This window comes from Chitinophaga skermanii (assembly GCF_003259335.1).
Lineage (GTDB): Bacteria > Bacteroidota > Bacteroidia > Chitinophagales > Chitinophagaceae > Chitinophaga > Chitinophaga skermanii.
Map to the genome: position 1 here is coordinate 662,726 of NZ_QLLL01000002.1, position 19,013 is coordinate 681,738.

Annotated in this window: 14 protein-coding genes and 2 pseudogenes; 1 reads left to right on the forward strand and 15 read right to left on the reverse strand. The window is 42.7% G+C overall.

What is annotated here, in order from left to right; translation table 11 throughout:
* Window positions 1–2 precede the first annotated feature (2 nt).
* The 8 genes from LX64_RS06780 to LX64_RS06815 form a co-directional block, all read right to left on the reverse strand.
* Window positions 3–989: a fasciclin domain-containing protein gene (locus LX64_RS06780; RefSeq protein ID WP_111596848.1), complete on the reverse strand. Its 987-nt coding sequence runs from the start codon at window positions 987–989 to the stop codon at window positions 3–5.
* 27 nt (window positions 990–1,016) lie between these two features.
* Window positions 1,017–2,261 (reverse strand): fasciclin domain-containing protein, encoded by a 1,245-nt coding sequence (locus LX64_RS06785; protein ID WP_111596849.1) that lies wholly within the window; start codon window positions 2,259–2,261, stop codon window positions 1,017–1,019.
* Between the two features lie 5 nt (window positions 2,262–2,266).
* Window positions 2,267–3,352 (reverse strand): fasciclin domain-containing protein, encoded by a 1,086-nt coding sequence (locus LX64_RS06790; protein WP_111596850.1) that lies wholly within the window; start codon window positions 3,350–3,352, stop codon window positions 2,267–2,269.
* Between the two features lie 20 nt (window positions 3,353–3,372).
* Window positions 3,373–4,548 (reverse strand): hypothetical protein, encoded by a 1,176-nt coding sequence (locus LX64_RS06795; protein WP_211324752.1) that lies wholly within the window; start codon window positions 4,546–4,548, stop codon window positions 3,373–3,375.
* An 8-nt stretch (window positions 4,549–4,556) separates the two neighbouring features.
* Window positions 4,557–6,266 carry a DUF4397 domain-containing protein gene (locus LX64_RS06800; protein ID WP_111596852.1) on the reverse strand — a complete coding sequence of 570 codons (1,710 nt, stop codon included), beginning with the start codon at window positions 6,264–6,266 and terminating at the stop codon, window positions 4,557–4,559.
* Window positions 6,267–6,290: 24 nt separating this feature from the next.
* The gene (locus tag LX64_RS06805; RefSeq protein ID WP_211324753.1) at window positions 6,291–9,866 is read right to left on the reverse strand and encodes a TonB-dependent receptor; all 3,576 of its coding nucleotides are present in this window, start codon (window positions 9,864–9,866) and stop codon (window positions 6,291–6,293) included.
* 180 nt (window positions 9,867–10,046) lie between these two features.
* Window positions 10,047–11,060, reverse strand: coding sequence for a FecR family protein (locus LX64_RS06810; RefSeq protein ID WP_111596853.1), 1,014 nt, complete (start codon window positions 11,058–11,060; stop codon window positions 10,047–10,049).
* Window positions 11,061–11,145: 85 nt separating this feature from the next.
* Window positions 11,146–11,739 carry an RNA polymerase sigma-70 factor gene (locus LX64_RS06815; protein ID WP_111596854.1) on the reverse strand — a complete coding sequence of 198 codons (594 nt, stop codon included), beginning with the start codon at window positions 11,737–11,739 and terminating at the stop codon, window positions 11,146–11,148.
* 614 nt (window positions 11,740–12,353) lie between these two features.
* Here LX64_RS06815 and LX64_RS06820 point away from each other — a divergent pair.
* Entirely contained in the window at window positions 12,354–12,680 is a 327-nt protein-coding gene (locus LX64_RS06820) for a hypothetical protein (protein WP_111596855.1), read from the forward strand.
* A gap of 109 nt (window positions 12,681–12,789) precedes the next feature.
* Here LX64_RS06820 and LX64_RS06825 read toward each other — a convergent pair whose 3' ends face one another.
* The 7 genes and pseudogenes from LX64_RS06825 to LX64_RS06845 form a co-directional block, all read right to left on the reverse strand.
* The gene (locus LX64_RS06825) at window positions 12,790–13,434 is read right to left on the reverse strand and encodes a hypothetical protein (protein WP_111596856.1); all 645 of its coding nucleotides are present in this window, start codon (window positions 13,432–13,434) and stop codon (window positions 12,790–12,792) included.
* A 127-nt stretch (window positions 13,435–13,561) separates the two neighbouring features.
* On the reverse strand, window positions 13,562–14,344 hold the full coding sequence (locus LX64_RS06830; RefSeq protein ID WP_111596857.1) for a sterol desaturase family protein: 783 nt from the start codon (window positions 14,342–14,344) through the stop codon (window positions 13,562–13,564).
* A gap of 54 nt (window positions 14,345–14,398) precedes the next feature.
* Window positions 14,399–16,012 carry a zinc-dependent metalloprotease gene (locus LX64_RS26445; RefSeq protein WP_394337179.1) on the reverse strand — a complete coding sequence of 538 codons (1,614 nt, stop codon included), beginning with the start codon at window positions 16,010–16,012 and terminating at the stop codon, window positions 14,399–14,401.
* Window positions 15,986–16,612 (reverse strand): annotated as a pseudogene (locus LX64_RS26450) (DUF5117 domain-containing protein); the annotation flags it as partial. The gene LX64_RS26445 and the pseudogene LX64_RS26450, both read right to left, overlap by 27 nt.
* Window positions 16,601–16,897, reverse strand: a pseudogene (locus LX64_RS26455) (DUF5118 domain-containing protein); the annotation flags it as partial. The pseudogenes LX64_RS26455 and LX64_RS26450, both read right to left, overlap by 12 nt.
* 12 nt (window positions 16,898–16,909) lie before the next feature.
* Window positions 16,910–17,443: a hypothetical protein gene (locus LX64_RS06840; RefSeq protein WP_111596859.1), complete on the reverse strand. Its 534-nt coding sequence runs from the start codon at window positions 17,441–17,443 to the stop codon at window positions 16,910–16,912.
* A 98-nt stretch (window positions 17,444–17,541) separates the two neighbouring features.
* Entirely contained in the window at window positions 17,542–19,011 is a 1,470-nt protein-coding gene (locus LX64_RS06845; RefSeq protein WP_111596860.1) for a RagB/SusD family nutrient uptake outer membrane protein, read from the reverse strand.
* Between the last annotated feature and the right edge of the window lie 2 nt (window positions 19,012–19,013).

Below are 19,013 nucleotides of genomic sequence, written 5' to 3' on the forward strand. Positions count from 1 at the left end.
ATTTACTGCGTGATTTTTAATACTTGGTCAACGATATGGATAACGCCGTTACCCGTATTAATATCTCTACGCGTCACGTTTACTGGTGAAGTATTACCTGTACCTAACAACGTAATACCTTTGTAAGCACCCGGCGAAGCGGGGTCTGGCACGAAGGTTATTTTTACGGAATTACCGTCGATCATACCTTGTGTAGAACCTACAGTATTGCTGGCACTTAAGAAGTAATCGTTGATAAATCGGCGATCCGCTACAATGTTGTACCGAACGATGTTCGCCAACGTGGTAGGATTAGCTGCATTAATAGCTTGTACAGTTGGATACCCCATCGCTATCATTGCCGTGTTGTTAGGCGCATATACTGTAAATGGACCTTTCCCCGCTAATTCTTTATCTAAACCACTACGCACTAAAGCCTGTGAGAAGAGGGTGAGGCTAGTTTCGCCGGCAACACCATCTACTACTGTATTATGTGCATAGGGTTCCAATACGCGGTCTAACACCTCGATAATACCGTTTGATGCCGGTACTTGGTTGGTTAACACGCGGCTACCGTTTACCGTAACTGTTGTATCACCATTTTTCACCCAACGCGTAACGAATAGTTTGCCACCGCTCATGGATTGTACCTCTTGGTTGAACAAGAAAGGCAACTTGTTCAGTTCATATCTACCTTGTAAAACATGATACCCAGCCAGTTTAAATATCAATTGGTAGTCGGCGGAAAGAATGGCCTTATTATCCAGGTAGCCGGCGGATTGAAACGCTGCATCTGAAGGTGCCAGCACCGTATAAGGCCCCTTTCCGTACAAACTTTCGAGCAAGTTGCTTCTTGTTGCAGTTACGTTAAAAAGGGATAAGTTAAAGTTGTCGGCAATAATTTGCGGAATGCGGTTATTGTCGATGTTTTGTGTATTATCATCTTTCTCACAGCTCGTCGTCATGCCCATTACGGCAGCGAGTACAAGAAAATATTTATGCTTCTTCATACAATTCTAATTGAGACGGTGTGATGATTAATGTAATTGAAAACCCGGTGGAACAAGAATATTATCAATACCTTGGATAGGACCTTGCAGCGTCATGATGTTCGGTTCAGTAATCACGGCTTTTACATTCTTATCTTTCTTTAAGCTCACCGTGGTTTTACCATTGGCATCGGTAGAAAAATCGAATGGTATTATACGAGCAGGCGCATCCATATTCTTCACGTTCAAGATGTAGCTATTAATACCCGGCTGCACTAAATCGTTCGAGAACAATGTGGAAGAGGTAAATCCACCAATACCCCAACCGCCTGTGTTTTGCAAGTACATTGAACCATACAAAGCATAGTTAAGCATTGAATCTGTTGCAAATCCATTGAATATTTCAAATGTATCCCAGTCGAGGTAAGGCATTGTGCGTAAATCACGGTTCTTCAGATCATCCACTGTTTGAAAACCATTGGCTTTTAAAGCCGCGTTGGTGGGAATAAATGCACCAAATCGCCCCACTACGCCATTAACCGCCATCATAGGATTCCAATAAGAACGTTCGTAAATATCGAAGGTTATTTCCGACCAATAGGCTTTATTGTATGCTAACAACTCGCCTATCATATCGAAGCGAGGGTCTGTTTCCAATACTTCCATCATGGTTTTGGTCGGATAGCGATTCATTTTATTGATCGTATACACGAAACCGTTTTTACCGTAAATAGGTGCCACCATGTTACCTGTGGCCCAACCGTTTACAATAATGTTTCCTTGTAAGAAACCGAGGTATTGTTTATAGGTATAAGTTTCGTAGCGTGAAACGTTCGTATTGACCGGGTTAATTTGTTCTAGATAATTTTTGTTCTGTAACAAAGTCATGTACCGCGTTGTATACGTAATGCTTTTTAACTCCTCTTCAGAAATATCAGTCGCAATTGTTTGGTATTGTATTAATGAATCCATGCTTGCTTGTGAAGCGGCATCGATTACAGCATCTGTATACCCCATGGCGCGCATTGCTTCATCTGTTGGCATTAATATCGTGAAGCGGGCTTTATTGGTTTGCGACTCGAAGAAATTCACCATCGAGCTTTTCTGCATGGCTTTCGCGAACAGTTTATTATTGGAAGCTAATACCATTTCGTGTATGAAATGAGTAGCCGTATCGCTAAAGGGCACTTTATCGCCGTGCGGTGGTGGTGTAAACTCTTCTTTTCTACATGCTGAAAAAACCGTCAACATCACCATGGCACCTAATACAACTTTATATAGGTTTGTTTTCATGTGGTTTATCTTTTAGCTTGTGATGGCAATACGATAACAGTTTCGATCTTGTGGAGGATACCGTTATCCGTTAAGAAATCGTAGTTAGCAGGTATACCATCACTGAAGTTTTTCACTTCTTCATAAGGGTATTGCAAAGCTGTTCTGATCGTGATGTACATCGTAGTAGGTAACCCGGTGTATGTATTGGTTTGCACGTACATGGAGAAAGACCAAGTATCGGATGGATCAATCAATACCGTTATACCATTCACACCGGTAATAGTTCTGAATACACTGAAATCATTCACGAAGTAGCGGTTACCTTGCATGAGGTATACCCCAAATAAGCGGGTACCATAATACTCGTTTGTATTCATCGCGTTCACAAATGCTTCTGTCATACCTGCTTTTTCGAATACTGCATTTGTAGGCGCTAGAATTGTAAATGGCTTCAACCCTTTCAACTTATCCCAGTAACCAAACTTCTTAAAGCCTGCCACCAATATGCTGAGTTCTGGCTTATCGGCAAGAAATGCTTGCATATCGCCCGGTGTATACTTCATCACTTTATCAGTAACATACAAGTTGCCATTCAACACGGTTACATCTTTCTTTATTGCCAACGAACCATTGAAATAAATTTCTTTCCTGTTTTTCGTTGGGTCTATTTCTTGGCCAGGGGAATAACTACCGTTCGACACATACAATTGGCGATCATCGTACAAGGTTGCATAACGAACATCAACACCATTAGCCGGGATATCATCTGTCATTAACCTACGGGTAATCACATGATACTGTACAATATGCTTAGCAGAGTCTTCGCTGATAGTAGCTACTTTATCTTTCGTTAAACCGATTTCGGTAAAAGCCTTATCGTTCGGTGCAATGAAAGTATAGGGTCCTGCACCATTCAATTCGTCTTTCATCCCGCTTTTATCAATCAATGCAGAGAAGATGGTGAGGTCGTAGTTGTTTTTTATGAAATCGGCACCTGGTCGATAGTTCAGGTTCACTGGGCGCGTGGTAATATCATCATGCTTGCAAGCGCTTGCGCCACAAAGCAACATGCTCACCAGGCCGATATATACAATATTCAAATGTTTCATACATCAAATTTTTTCTCCTACTAGTAAATTGGCGGTGGATATTTACGTTGTACAGTTGTGAGATAAGCATTCCCATTCACAATCTCGATCGTATTCACGGTAGCAAATGAACGCGGGTTATCGCGACCAGAATGAATGTTAACAATCATGTTGGGTAATAACAATGTACCTGGATCGGAAAGCGGCTTCACGGGATCGGTACTATTACACGACAACATCGCGTACTGTCCATCCGGGTCGTACCCCAATGAACCGTAAGGGTTATTGTTTGGATCTATACCAGGATACAACAGCGTAATACGTTGCCAAACGGTAGTAGAAATACCATTACTCTTAGCATCCGCGAATACCGGAACAGGATGGTAGCTTGCTACGCTGCTATTGTTGGCATCGCGTACCATATTCTTCAAAAGTTTGAATTTGTAGCCTGCTACCGTGTTGAAGGTACCTTGTTCACAGATAGACATCCACACGTTCATATTATCCCGGATACCGTATTGCAAATAGCCCGATGAATATTGGTTCTTCTTCAAATTATTATCGGCACTCCAAAAGCCATTTGCACTATAGTTGTAGAAGTTTACATAGAGCATGGAATCGGATAACGACAATTTGTGGAAGTTTTCTTGGCGTAAAATGATCCCGTTTTTCTTCGAGATAAAGTCGCGTTGTAAAACATGTAAAGTATATACTTCGCGTACCCCTAACTCTATAGTAGTATCAACTACCACTGTTTTCTTTAACCTATCTTCCAAATTGAAGAACGGGATGCTGTTTTTAGGACGGATATAAAACACAACACGGTGTTTCCCCGCTGGCACCTGCGCCCAACTCGATAAATCGAAACCGTTTAATACAGGGCCTACTAGTACGTTTTCTTTACCTGGATATTCCGGGTTGTTAATGCTTGTACTAGCACCGATATGTGAAGGATAAGGCGGTGCGTATGGTTCACGTTGATCCAAGAAATCGCCTTTAATAGCAGCACTTGTTGGAATACCGTCGGCGCCAATTACGGGGTCGATCAACATGCACATAAATGGCTGTTCTTCGTCCTTGTTTTCCAAACCTATTTTTAGGTTCAGGTCATTGAAAACCCGCAAGTAAGCAGGGTTTTCAATTTCTGTATAGTCTACCTTGCTACAAGCTGTTGCTCCCAAGAGCAGGCCGGCCAGCAAAAGTTGATGTAGTTTCATACTAATCATTACTTCGAGTGTTTTACAATAATCATTTTTGCACTTTCCTTTCCTGCTCCTTGCAATTTGCCGATGAGCGCTACCGTGTAAATACCTGGTTCTTGGTTAGGCAAGCCACGCGTGTAGGCAGCTTTACGCGCTATAAAATCGGTGCTTTTCAGCGGGGCGATTTGTGATAACCAAGTACCTGGGAATACACCCGGCTTAGAGTTGTATACCAATACTTGGTATGGATCTTCTCCTACACTGCTATTAGAATAAGGATGATCGGTAGTAACGAAACCCGGTGTTAAATACTTAGAAGCATTGTTCGTAGAAGCAGGTTGACCGTTATCGTATGTGAAGCTGGCGTATGGAATATCATTACAGAAGTTCAACCAACGTTTTTGGAACGGGTAACTGTACTGCCTGCGTGTATATGAACCATCTTGCCCATTACCCCCACCTACATATACGCCTCCATCCATTGTGTTTTGCACAAGTGAAAAAGTAACGTCGCCGGTGGCCGTTTTATACACCCACACCGTGTAGTTCATGTTAGCAGGCAGTGGCAGTGTTTTTGTCGTTAAAGATTTGCCTGCTGCATCTTGTACATCAATCTTGGTTTGACCGTATACAAACTGCGAATATTCACTTACTTGGCTATATTCCAAGTTGCCTACTGTTGTATTATTCACCTTCACTGTCACTTTATCCAAGCCGGTTGCCGCGTTTACTGCTTGTATATGCGAGTAGGTTGTATTCTCTGGCTCGCTTGCATCGGCAATAATCTTGAAACCATTCTGCCACATGGAAGAAGTTTCGCCCGGGTTACCCACGTAGTAAGGTGTTGTGAAATTGTCTAAGCTTACCGCGATCGTATAAATACCACCCGGTTGGAAGGTTTTCAACGGGGCGAAAGTTAAGTGGGTAGACACGGTATGCGGAATACCTTGGGCACCTTTTGTAATAGTAGATGTGGCCGGGTCGATTACATCGGCAAATTCGCCACTTGGTGGGTTTAATGCCGATACTTCCGTACCTGCCGGTGTTAGTACCTTAAATTGGTAGGTTCCGTAAGGCACTTCAATGTACTGTGAATATTGACCAGGTGCGATATTGGATGTTTTTTCGCTTAACAAAGTACCATCCGCTAATGCCAAGCTCAATGGTTTTACCAATGGTTCTGCATCTCCAGGACGTGGATATTGCAAGGCCATGTTCACCAAGCGAATTTTGAAATAGCCTGGTTTCGTAGGCGCTGTTACATCACGCGGTACTTCTATTACCCTTGGTAATGCACCGGTTTGGTAAGCATCGCCTCGTAAAATATAGTAGTCGATTGGTGTGTTGTATTTCTCTTGTGCAACGAACGTTAAAGGATCGTTCACGGCTTGGTAGCCTACGTTTTCCAATTTCACATTTGCTTTACCTTGGTTCATAAAGCTTTTAGGAATAAAGAAAGTAGCGCCTAAAGAACCGCCGTTCGGGAAATATTTCGTGCCTGGGGGTTTGATAACTACCCCGGGAATAGGTGTACCAATAAAATAACTGGTAAGGGTATCATTGTTAAGAATCAACTGGTTTACACCACCCAAGTTCACGATCCTCGTCGTAGAATTACTACGCATATCATCCACTTGGCGATTGTCGTAGAAGAAATCATATTTCTCCTTCTTACACGCTATAAAGCAGCATGATAAGAACATCGCCCCCGTTATGAAGTATGAATATTTCATCTTGCTATGTTTAATATTTATGGCCTAGAAGAGTTTATAAGTAAAGCCCATCATAATCTCTGCACCACGTTTATAACTCCTGTTCAAGTAGCGGTTACCGTACCAAACACCGCCTGTACCCGGGTTAGCATATACTGTTTCGATAGCTGGGTTTAAGATGTTTTTCGCGTAGCCTTTGAACAATAAGCGTTTGCTTAATTGCTGAGAGAAGATGATATCTAACATGGGAACGGGGCGTGTATACAAATCGGGTTCACCCGTTAAGTTGATTTGTACTAAACGTTCGCCTACCATGTTGAAGGTGGCCGTAATATCGGTCCCTAATTTCGGGCTCTTATAGTTCAACCAAGCATTGATAGAGAACGGTGCTTGTTCGAACAAAGGACTGTTCGTGGGCGTATGCCTGTCGAGCGATTTGTTAGCGTCGTATCTTTCTTTCGTTTTTTTGATGTTTGATTGTGCTAACAACAAGTTCGTACCTACGAAGAAGTTCTTCATGGAAGGAACGAAATTGCCGATGTTCTTCACGAACTCTAACTCCATACCCCATACTGTACCCGTATTCGGATCGTTTTGGAACTGGATCGTTGGATACTCTGGGTACTTCGCGGCCAAACCGGCAGTTTTCAAGCTGAATACTTTTACCAACTGGTTGTTGATGCGCTTACCGAATAAGGAAGCAGAAATTACTTCCCCTGCATTCGGGAACCACTCCCAACGGAAATCGATGTTCTCGGTATGTTGATTCACCAATTTCGGGTTACCTACTACCAAGCCCATTTGGAAAGCATCAAATTCAAACACGTTCGTTAACTCGCGCAATTCTGGGCGTGCTAAGGTGGTATTATAAGCCAAACGGAAGTTCATGTTCTCTTTGTAGGTGTACGTCATGTTTACCGCGTAATAAGGCTTATACCCTGTTTTGTAAGTAGTGTGCGGGTTGATGTTTACCACCGGCACGGCTACGCCGCCTTGGCCTGGTGTGGTTAAGGAAGGATCTAAATAAACGTTAGCAGTATCTACGGTAGATTGAATATTTGTTTTCTCGAAACGTACACCACCTGCCATACGCAAGTTTTCTAACAGCTTCACATCCATCATCGCGTAAAACGCATTCGTTTCAAAGAAACCTTTGTAGTTGTTAGGCGATTTTTGGCTATTGTATAAGAACCCACCTACACTGTTTGCACCTTCACCTGTTGAGCCGGAAGTAGGACGAATACCAATAACGCTAGGCCCCACCAAACGATCGAGGTTGCCTTCTACCTCGTACAAGGTAACGGCACCATTCGTAGAGAAGTTTGAACCTGGCAAGAACATCATATTCTCCCTAAAGTTTCTATCACGGTTCAAATAGTTGACACCTGTTTTAAAGATTTGCTTTAGTCCTAACATCTTGAAAGGAATACTCACATCTGCTTTATAGTTATAGTTCGTTTCATCCAAATTCCTCCATCTCCTACCGTTCGGTTCTGCTTGGATAATACCGTAGGTACCATAACCATTGACGTACCCCGAGTTCAAAGCATACAAATGCTCGGTATACACATAGCTACCTGCACCCCCATCTGTACCTACACCCGGTTTCCAATAGTGGCTACCACTGCGTGGGCGGTAATCGGTTAAGGTAACGAAACGGAAGTCGGGATCATTTTGCATGGAAGTAGAAGACGCCAAGTTGTAACTTAAACTAGGAGAATATTCACCTGCTAAGAACTTATGTTCACCTTGTAAATTGAAGGTGTTCAACTTACGTTGTGTTTGTTTCAATGAATAGATATAGGACGCTACTTCACCCGGTAAACCAGTGTATTGGTATTGACCATACATGTTTACAGCTTGTGCTTCTGCGCCCCAGCTGCCTAAATATTGTACACTAATTTCATGGCGAGGACTGAACTGGTAAGTTACACCTCCCAAAGCGCCATAGTTCAACGTTTGCGTGCCTGTGTTCTCTTTATAGGTTTGATATTTACCCATGAAGAGGTTATTGGGCGTGATATAGTTAGGAATGTTACGCGGGCTGTACACATCAGGATTACCAGTAATAACGCCTTGATAAATACTGTACTGGGTAAGATTGCCACCATACACATCTGTTGAACGTGAATAATAGTTAGCACCGGCAATTACACCGATTTTATGTTTTTTGAACACAGGGAAGCTGTTACCGTAAGTAACCGAGTACAACTGGTTCATGGGTGCATTCTTGTACTGGGTAGTCATTACCGGGTCGAAACTGTGCATAATGTTATTAATGCGGTTGGCTTCTTGCTTCATGGCGAGGTCGCCATTACTGTTGGCAATGAGTTGTTGAATTTGAGAAAGCCCCCCTGGGTATTGTGTAGAAAGGTGCAAGAAATCTTTCGTAAGGTTCTTGTCTTTTACTTTTGTACCGAAAAAGCCCAAATCGCTATTATAAAAACTGTTTACTTTACCACCCATACCGATATTGGAATTAAAGCCCGTTTGTGCAATAATTTCCAAAGTTGCTTTTGCCGGTACCGATTTCGTTTTCAATTCAACGATACCTGCCGCAGCATCTGCCGGTTTATCGGGGGTTACAGTTTTATAGATCGTGATGTTATCGAGTAAAGAAGCCGGTACAAGATCCAAAGGAATGGTACTTCTATCGGGATCGGAAGAAGCTAAACGGGCACCGTTCAACTGGCCAATTACAGAACGATCGCCTAAACCACGGATCGCAACATATTTATCGTCGGTTACGGTTACGCCGCTTACGCGTTGTAAGGCTTGCGTGGTAGTAATAGAAGCGGTACGTTCGATATGTTGTGCAGAAATAGCATCTTGTACAACGGCCGAGTTTTTACGTTCTTGTAAAACGGTGATCTCGGTATTTGTTTTACGACGCGCCTCTACAGTTACACCACTTAATTGTTTGCTGGAAGAAGAAAGCAACACGATCATGCTGTTATTCGCGGCTGTTACTTTGATTTCTTTATTGTCGTAACCCATGTATGCAAATACAAGGGTAGCGCCTTCTCCTGGTATCTCGATTGAAAACAAGCCGTTCATATCGGTTGTGCCGCCTTTCTGCGTGCCTTTGATACGGATAGAAACGCCGGGTAATGCTTCCTTGTTTTTAGCATCTAACACTTTACCCGCGATTTTAATCGGCACGGGTTTTTCGGCGATAACCACGTAACCATCTACCAATTTGTACTGCAAGTTGGTGTTGATGAAAACCTTGTGCAACGCATCCTTAACAGAAATTTCACTTTCGTGCAAGGTGATGCTTTTACGTTCCTTCATCAATACATCTTCCGGCAATAAAAAGCGGATACCGCTCAATTTTTCAATACGGAGAATGCTTTCTTTGATAGAAGTGTTTTCTAGCTGGAGATTTACTTTCAAGTGAAGGTCCTGGCTCTTTGCGTTAGATGCGAATAGCATGCTAAGGCAAGTGAGTTGAACAACCAAAATGATAAAAGAGCATCTCATTAGGAAATAAATTTTGGAATGCTTAGGTGTAATAGAACGTGTAAGCCATCGCCCTATAACTAACCAAGCATTCGCAAGGTTTACGGGGATGTGCTCCACGGTAAATCCTAAAGGATCATTTTTTAATCCTTTTTTCATACTTTTGAATGTTACTGGTTAACCCGGCCCCGCCGGGAATTCGGTACAATTGATTTTTTCTACCGCCTGTTCTGTCGTCGAAAACTTACAGGCCTAAGAAATTTCTGAGAACGTTCCTGTTAGCAGTGCAATGCTGCAGGAACGTTTTTCTTTTTTACGATTTCATAAGGTATTCCTACATTAGTAAATGGTGATCGATTGTTGTTTAATTGTGTATTGAAAATTATTTCCAGCTGCCAACAACTTCAATGTTCTTTCCAATGGTGCACTGGCGAATAAAGTAACCGTTAAGCGCTTGTTGGCCTTCGCTTTATTGTTAATAGTAATATCTACGTTGTACCAGCGTTCCAGCTCTTTGGTGATATCGCTTAATGTGCTATTATTAAAGGCTAAGCGGGCTTTGGTCCATTCTTCCACATCTTTCACATCCACTTCTGTCCATACTGTTTTCATTTCATTCTCATCGTACGCCAATTGCTTCCCTGCTGTTAGGATGCCTAATGACACTACCTGGCCATTATCTTCTTTGTCTACCCGTACTTTACCGGTAGCCACCGCTACTTCAACCGGAATATCTTTAAAGGCTTTAATTCTAAAGCTGGTACCCAATACCTCCGTCATTACCTTGCCAGTTCTTACAATAAAGGGCTTAGCGGGATCTTCTTTCACATCAAAAAACGCCTCCCCTTCCAGTATTACTTCTCGTTTACCGGCAGCAAAATCTTCCGGGTATTGGAGGGTCGACTGGTTGCCTAAATGCACGACAGAACCATCGGTTAATGTAATAATTGCGCGTTGCCCCTTCGGGTTGGTTTTCTCTAGCATAGCCAAGCTTTCTACCGCTTGGTGTACATTTTTACGCAAGCCATATTTAATGCCCGATACGCCTGCAATTACTGCCACCACGATGGCCACCTTTTGCCAAATAGCCATGCGCCTAACTTTCCCGCCATCCTGGGGTAAAGCTTTTAAGCGTGCATGCATACGTTTCTTCCACGTTTCTTCATCCAACACGTAACCTGTTTTACCCGCGGCTTCTTCCATATCGGTCGTCATATGGCCTTCCATGATGCTAGCCAACAACTGTTCGCTGCCTTCCTGCTGTAAGAATAGTTCTACAGCAGCGCGCTCTTCGAGCGTGCAACGGCGATCTAAATATTTTTGAATAAGTGCGCTATTGATGATTATTGCCATGACATTCGTAAGCAGATAATGAATGCTTACAAATTATATAGGCCAGAAAAGACGGGGAAGGGCTAATCGATTTTCAGCGTTAATATTAACTTAACATACAAAAGAAAAATACAGTGGAAATGTCTACGTAATCTTTCAAATGATCTTTAAAATGAGAGAGCGAAGCTTTAATATGATTCTTCACGGTGAACAGGGAAAGGTTCATTTCCTTCGCTATTTCTGCGTGCGATAATTGTTCGTGGCGTGAAAGGGTGTATACTTTTTTGCGTTGTTCGCTGAGCTCGTCAAGGGTTTCTTCGTATACGGCATAGAGTTCGCTTTCGTGTACGCGGCCATCGGCATTGTAAGAACCGGCGAGCGTGGTTTGCATAATTTCGTCGAGCGAAACGGTGGTCACGGGTTTGCGGGTGAGTACTTTAATAACAGCGTGCTTGATGGCTTTAAAAACGTAGGGGGCAAATGGTATATTAGGATCGATTTGTTTCCGCTTCTCCCAAGTATACACCATTACATCCATCATAATTTCCTCTGCCACTGCATGATCGCCTAAATATTTAAAGGCATAATGGTAAAGCTTCTTCGCATATCTTTCAAATAACACGTCGAACGCTTTCGTATTGCCTTCGCTACAGGCGCGCAACAAAAATTCATCTGGTTGTCCGTGTAAATGTAATGCCATATAAAACCCCAATTTTTCCCAGGCAAACTTACCAGCAAATCTGCGTTGCACATATTATGTTAATATTAAGTTTGATAAATGAGTAGTGATACAGGTGAGTATATTAATTAATTGTTACGAAAATGCCGGCCACGTATGCGACCGGCATGATAACCATTTACAAAAAGCATATGCCGTTATTCCAAATACTTTTGGACAACCGGGTAACGGGTATTCATCAATGGAGATGACTGCGGGTTGTAAATGAAGGAAACAGTGTAAACATTCACATGATGAGTAAAATTTTTCTTTCACGTAGTCGCCAACTACGCACAATTATGTTACATCAATTATTTATGTGCTAATTATTTAAATGAAAATACTACCAGTTCAATTTGTGATCTTGAAGCAAAATTATAACAGGTGACTGCAACAACTTTGCAGTTGTTTAAGTTTTTTGTTAAACTCATTAACAAAACGCTGTTGGCTAGTTGAGCGCTTATCTACTTCCCACCCCCGAAAAAGCAGGATAAGCTGCCACTTTGCTTGCAGGCGAATAGCCCCTACTTACCTAGCTATCAAAGAACTTACAGCACTGTTTGCATGTAATTACACCCTGAAATTAGGAAGCCTGTTTGAATGAAAAAAATGCCGTGCCGGAAAATGCCGCTTTTAACCGCTTTATGCCGGAAATGACCGCTTTATGCCGCTTTATGCCGGAAAGTGCCGAAAAGTGCCGGTTTCTGCCGGAAAATGCCGGTTTTTGCCGCTTTACAGTGGGTGATTTTTGGAAAAATACCGATCTCAACTTGGGAGAAGGTCGACTGAACCCTAGTAAATACAAGGTGCATGTCGGAGAAATGTCGACAAAAGGCTTACTTCACCCTTATAAACACTGGGGGTTTGTCGGTGAAATGTCGGTGAAGAGTCGGAGATGTGTCGGTGGGGTGTCGAAACGATAAGGGTAACCAATGAAGTTTGCCTGCAGGAAACATTAGTAAGCTTGGGTTGAGCAAAAAAAGAGGATGCACAAATTGTACATCCCCTTACATTGTGTGTATTTACTGCTTATCAATTTTTCTTTAGTTCAAAGTTTCGCCATTCGCCGTCGGAGTTATTTCCAACCCATAGCGCAATACGTTTTCCTCCCCTTTGTTGGAGTAATGTTACTTTTAAGCTGGCTGTTTTGCTGTGATTGATGTACACAGTGGCACCTGTTTCCGTTACTACAATGTCTACGTGTACCCAATCAGTTGCGTTCGGTACAGGTGTTACCGCATTTTCATACACGTTCGGGAATTTCTCGCGGAGTGGTTCCCAATCATTTTCCGGTAGCGAAATGTACTGTACTGCGCGTAACCTTCGAATAGGTTCAGCAGCGTTAAAATTAAACGGGCGTAAATAAATGGCATCATAAGTAGTATCGTTGATACCTTGGAAAGCTACGCCAACAAAACTCTTTTGTTGTACATCTCTTCCCTTCACATCAAAACTAATGGTGCCGGTTGTAAATACTTGGTCTTTTAACCAAGCCAAACCTCCGCCGGGTTGTTCGTTTAGGCGGAAAATTGGTTCATTGCCATTGTTGACAATACTGGGTTCGCGGTTGACAATTTCCAGCTGTTTCGCTTCGTACGATTTTAGTAGGCTGATCTTCTGCGCGGAGGAGAGGTGCGTCACAAGACAGAACAAGCATACAGCAAGGATTCTTTTCATGTAAAGAACTATTTATGAGAGTGAAAAATACGCTGCATCATTTCTCTTCAACTTATCTACTACTCGAATCATTCTTCAACAAAATAAAACATCCCATTAAAAAATTATGTTAAAAAAAGAGAAGCCTTTACAGCTTCTCCTTTTTATGACCAAAACGTTTTGCTTGTAACCGGTCGTACTGTTCTACATAGCTGGGATGTTCTGTTTTCATCCACCGATCCCACCAACGAAAATAAAGGCCATAATTACCTTTAAACTTTTGATGGTGTAAGTTGTGAAAGGTAGACGTATTCAACACGTGGAACAACCACGATTTGCGAAAACCTTTTGGCATAATCTCGTACCCCAAATGGCCATACACGTTAATCAAAAGCGACGATAACGCGAACAACGTAATCGACAACGGGTGCATGGGCATCACGAAAACTATGACCAATATTACCCATCCTTCTGCAATGGCTTCTAACACATGGAAGGAATAAGCTGTAAAAGGTGAAGGATTCGTGGAACGATGATGTACAAGGTGCGTAAGGTTGAACAGCTTCTTGTGGTGTAATACGCGGTGCATCCAATAGAAATAAGTATCGTGCACGATTAATGCTAAGAATACGCTTAGCGGGATGTACCAAATTGGAAAATCGTTGTAATGCGTATAAATCATTGTATATGGCCTCACCCAACCCGAGAAAGCGAGCAGGGCCGTTGCAGCCAAACATATACTGGAAATGGATGAGTGTAAAACTTCGCGTAGAAAATCCGCTTTGCCGGCTTGCTTTACTTGTATTTTGTTATTCGCAAAGCGGTGGGCAAATATTTTATAAAACAAAACAAAGGCCACCCCGGCAATTACGAAATACCGCAAGAGTGTAAAACCCGTTTCTGTAAAAATTTGCAAGAAGAATTCGTACATATGATTTGTTTTAAAAGTTCAGTCTCTACGATGTAGAGACTGAACACACAACAACTATGGCTTCGCTTCCAAAACCTTTTTAATACGATCCAACAAATCTTCCAAGTGGATCTTCGTGAGGTTATCTTTTGCCAATGGCAACGCTTGTTCAATTTCTTGTTTCACTTGCTTCATATCAGCTTTTGCCAAAGAGTACACATCGGTTTCTGTATTCACCGGGATGTTCGACAACAACACATTTTGCAAGCTACCGATGTAAGATTTCTGTAGGTTGCGACGGTAAATATCTTTCACTTCTCCATTTTTCAAATCGCGCCAAATCATGCCATGTGCTATATTTATATACTCTTCGATGTTGATGGCTTTGCCTTTGAACTGTTCGCCATTTGCTAAAATCGTATTCATTGTACCTATGTCGAGCATGGCGTTCATGCCTTTGATTTGGATATCGTATACAAAGCTTTCAAAATTCGGCACCGATGTTTTATTTACAATGGCTTTATTAACCAGCCAAGTAGGTGTTGTAAACAACTGCTCGTCTAAAAATGCCAATGCTTCGCGTACTTTTTCTTTCGGGCTTGGTTCGAACATATCGCCTCCATTACTTTCGGCACGTGGTGTTGTATAGAAACCATCGATGTTGCGGAACACATGGGTAATGTAACGAGTGAACTGGCGTTCTACTTCGCGGTGAATTTCCCGCATAAAGGTGTAATCCCCGTTTTCTTCCTTCGTCCACTCTTCGAGGTTAGCCATAATGCGTTGCAAGTTCTTAATACCGTATGCATTTGCTTTCATGCTATTGTCGCCTAAGTCCTCTGTTTGAGCGCGTGGATCATTTTGCCTTGATTCACCATCACCAAACCATAAGCGGCTATTGTTAGCAAGGCGGTTTGTAACAAGCTGGAAGTTTTTCTTTTTATTGGTCACGTAATCATCCGTGCTGAATTTATACCCCCATTCGATTGCCCATTTATCGTACTCGCCTATGCCTGGGAATAATAATTCGCGCGGGATGTTATCTTCTGGTTGCGCTACGTAATTGAAACGTGCATAGTCCATAATACTGCTAGTATGGCCGTATTTCGCTAAGTATTGTTTATTACGCAGGCTGTCTACAGGTGTTCTGCTACTTGCACCAAAGTTGTGTAATAAACCGAGTGTATGCCCCACTTCGTGGCTCGACACGAAACGGATTAATTGTCCCATTAACTTTTCATCAAACACCGGTTTACGAGCAGCGGGGTCGAGTGGTGCGGCTTGGATGAAATACCAGTTACGTAATAACTTCATCACGTTGTGGTACCAACCAATATGTGTTTGTAATATTTCACCTGAACGAGGATCGTACACAACCGGTCCATAGGCGTTCATAGCCTCTGAAGGTAGATAGCGTATAAAGGAATAACGGGCATCGTTGATGTAATAATCTACGCTGTCTTCATTCGGCCATTCTTTACCAACAATAGCGTTTTTAAAGCCTGCTTGTTCGAAAGCCTTCTGCCAATCGTTCACACCGGCAATCAAATAAGGGCGCCATTGTTTCGGTGTAGCGGGATCAATGTAAATAACAATTTGTTTGGCAGGTTCTACTAGTACGCCTTTCTTGTACTTTTCTACATCACCGGGTTTAGGTTCTAAACGCCAGCGACGAATAAACGTGCGCATTTCCATGGCTTGTTGTTGATCGGCGAAATGCATACTCATATCGGCAAAATACCCTACGCGTATATCTTGTGCACGTTGTGCCATAGGCACTTCCGGCAATAGAATAAAAGATGTATTGGTACTAATAGTGGTAGGCATTTGCACATTCAAACCTACTGCTTGAATACCCCGGCTGGCAGATGTTTTCACCATGCGTATTTCTACGTTCATCGGGAATGTTTGTACCGACTCTACAAGGAAATCGCGGAAATTACGATTATCGAGTACCTTACCCATTTGTTCGTTTGTGATTTCGTTGAACAAGTTACCGGCATTACCACCCGTACGCATGTATTGCGAAATATCGATTACATAAGCGCTGCTATCGGGGCTATATGCTTTAATGGGGAATACTTGTAAGATGGCGTCGGAGTAAGAAGATTTTACGGTTCTGTAAATCTTGTCGCTCTTATCAGCTGTACCAATTACTAGTACATTGATTAATCGAATACTGGAGTCGATGTCCGACTTCTCCCAACGTACCGTTTGGTTGTTCAACTCTTCACCGCTATACACACCAGATCCACCAATACCGTTCACCAGGCGACTTACTACTTGCATATCGCGACCTAAAATCTGCTTTGGGAGTTCGAAGTAGAAAGTATCGGCATGTTGGTGAACGGTGAATAAACCTTTCCTTGTAGTGAAGTCTGGGCTTATCACTTCTTTGTATGGTTTAATCAATTTCCTGGGATCTGGTGCGGGCGGTGTAGGCTTTTTGGCCGTGTCGGCAACCATTGATTTAGGCAGCAAGCTTACCGGGATGGGAATATTCGGTACTTGTGCTGCGGCATACAGGTGGAAGGAGAGTAAAATACTGGATATATAAATGATCTTTTTCTTCATGTTGAATGCGTGCTATTGTTGTTGAAAAGTGATTTTTAAACCCGGGGCAGCTTGTAGCTTCTCTACATACGCGGCTGCTCTGCCGGCTGAAAGGTTATCCCACAGCACAATAATGGGCGCTGTTTGACCGGTTACATCGCGTACTTGGATATGGCTTTTTTTATCGCCTCCATTACGAATGCCTCTAAAATCTGCCACAACACCCTCCTTCCCTTGTTGCTGTAAGTAGGCAATAGCCGAACCTGCTAATGGCTCGTACAATTTCGCTGCTGCTAAAGCCAGCGAGTCAACGGCAGGATCGTGTAAGGATATTAAGAAGAAGGCTTTCCCATCGATGGTGGTATCGGAGTAAGAGAAAAAGCCTTCCGGCACTTCGGTACGGGAATTATCCTCTTGCAAACCATAACTATATTTGCCTTCCCATGTGGGCGATACAATGTAACCCGGCAGTTTTTTCCGCTTGGGCCTATCGCTCATGCCCGCACAACTTGCCAGTAAGGTGGCCAGCAATGCGCAGCCCAGCACTTGCAAACTTGTTTTTCTCATATCTATTGATTTGTTTTTTTGTTTCGGTTGGAACAAAGCATCCCCATTACGCTGTATACACAGCGTTGCGGTGGGGAATGCTTTGTAAAGTTGAATGGTTAGTAGCCCTTGTTCTGTTTTAGGTTTGGATTAGTTAATATTTCTGAAGCAGGAACTGGGTACAAGAGCTGGTCGTCGCCCTTCCAAGGTTGCTTGAGGGGAATTTTAGATAATACAGCTGTGGCTTGGTTGGTTCTACGGAGGTCGAGCCAACGATGCCCTTCACCAAATAACTCCACTTGGCGTTCATGCATAATCAATGCCACCACCTCGTCATTACTTACACTTGCAGCAGCAGGTGTAGTAAGGCCGGCACGCGCACGAATAGGCGCCAGCATCGACAACGCTCCTTCTTTATCATTTGTGCCTAGCAGTAACGCTTCGGCACGAATGAGATATTGTTCACTTAACCGGGCCTGCATATAATACTCTTGGATATCGCCCGATGGAACAGATAGCGGTATGGTAACTTTATACTTTAGGTTGTACCAATAGTGTTGACCGAGGTAGGAGGTTTCGCCTACCCAATGTTGCTTTCTTGCATCGTTGGGTTCGAAGGTATCATGTAAACCACCGGATAAGGCTACTAATAACAAGCCCCCAGCATTGGGTGTAGTAGATACCACTTCGGGTACGGCATTATTTTGGCCGGCCAAAGCATTGGTTTGTTTCAATTGCCAAATAGCATCGGTACTATTTTTCAAAAACACATCATTCAAATTACCCGATAAATTGTAGAATGCTTTTTCAGCGATTACCTCGCCTGCATATTGGGCAGCCTTTGCGTACTCCTTCTTGTACAAATACAAACGTGCTAACAATGCTTTCGCGGCGAATTTATTAGGACGTATTCTTTCTTTGGTAGGAGAATTATATTGAACATCCAGCAAGTTTTCTGCTTGTAACAAATCTTGTTCAATTTGTTGGTATACTTGCTGCATGGGTGTTCTAGGCATAGAACGCGTAACGTTGAAGTTGGTCGTAAGCACCAAGGGCACATCTCCAAAAACGTTCAACAATTGAAAATGAGCATATGCTCTTAAGAAATAAGCCTCACCGTTCAATCGTGTGCGTGTAGCAGCTGTTAACTTGGAAGATTTGGATGCAGCAATTCCTTCTAAAATAGCATTGGTACCATTAATACATACATAAGCACTTTCCCAAATAACCATTGCTGTTGAGGAACCAAGTTCCTGCGATACCTTGTTTTGGTTGTAAGGATAATAATTCCCCAACAATGCAGGGTCACCCGTATATTCATCGGCCGACAAACCGGTAATAACGTTATACATACCGGCAGCAAATCCTTGTTGAATACCACTGGTGGCCCAATTCTGGTTGACGCCATTTATAAGGCGTGAATACACACCATCCATCGCTGCTTCGGCCTGTTCATTATAATTAAAAACCTTTTCACCGGTGATGCTCGATTTAGGTTCATCTATTTCTAGTAATTTCTTACAACCGGTGTGCAACATCATCCACACCCCTAAGCTAAATAATATACAGTAACGATAATAACTTTTCATAC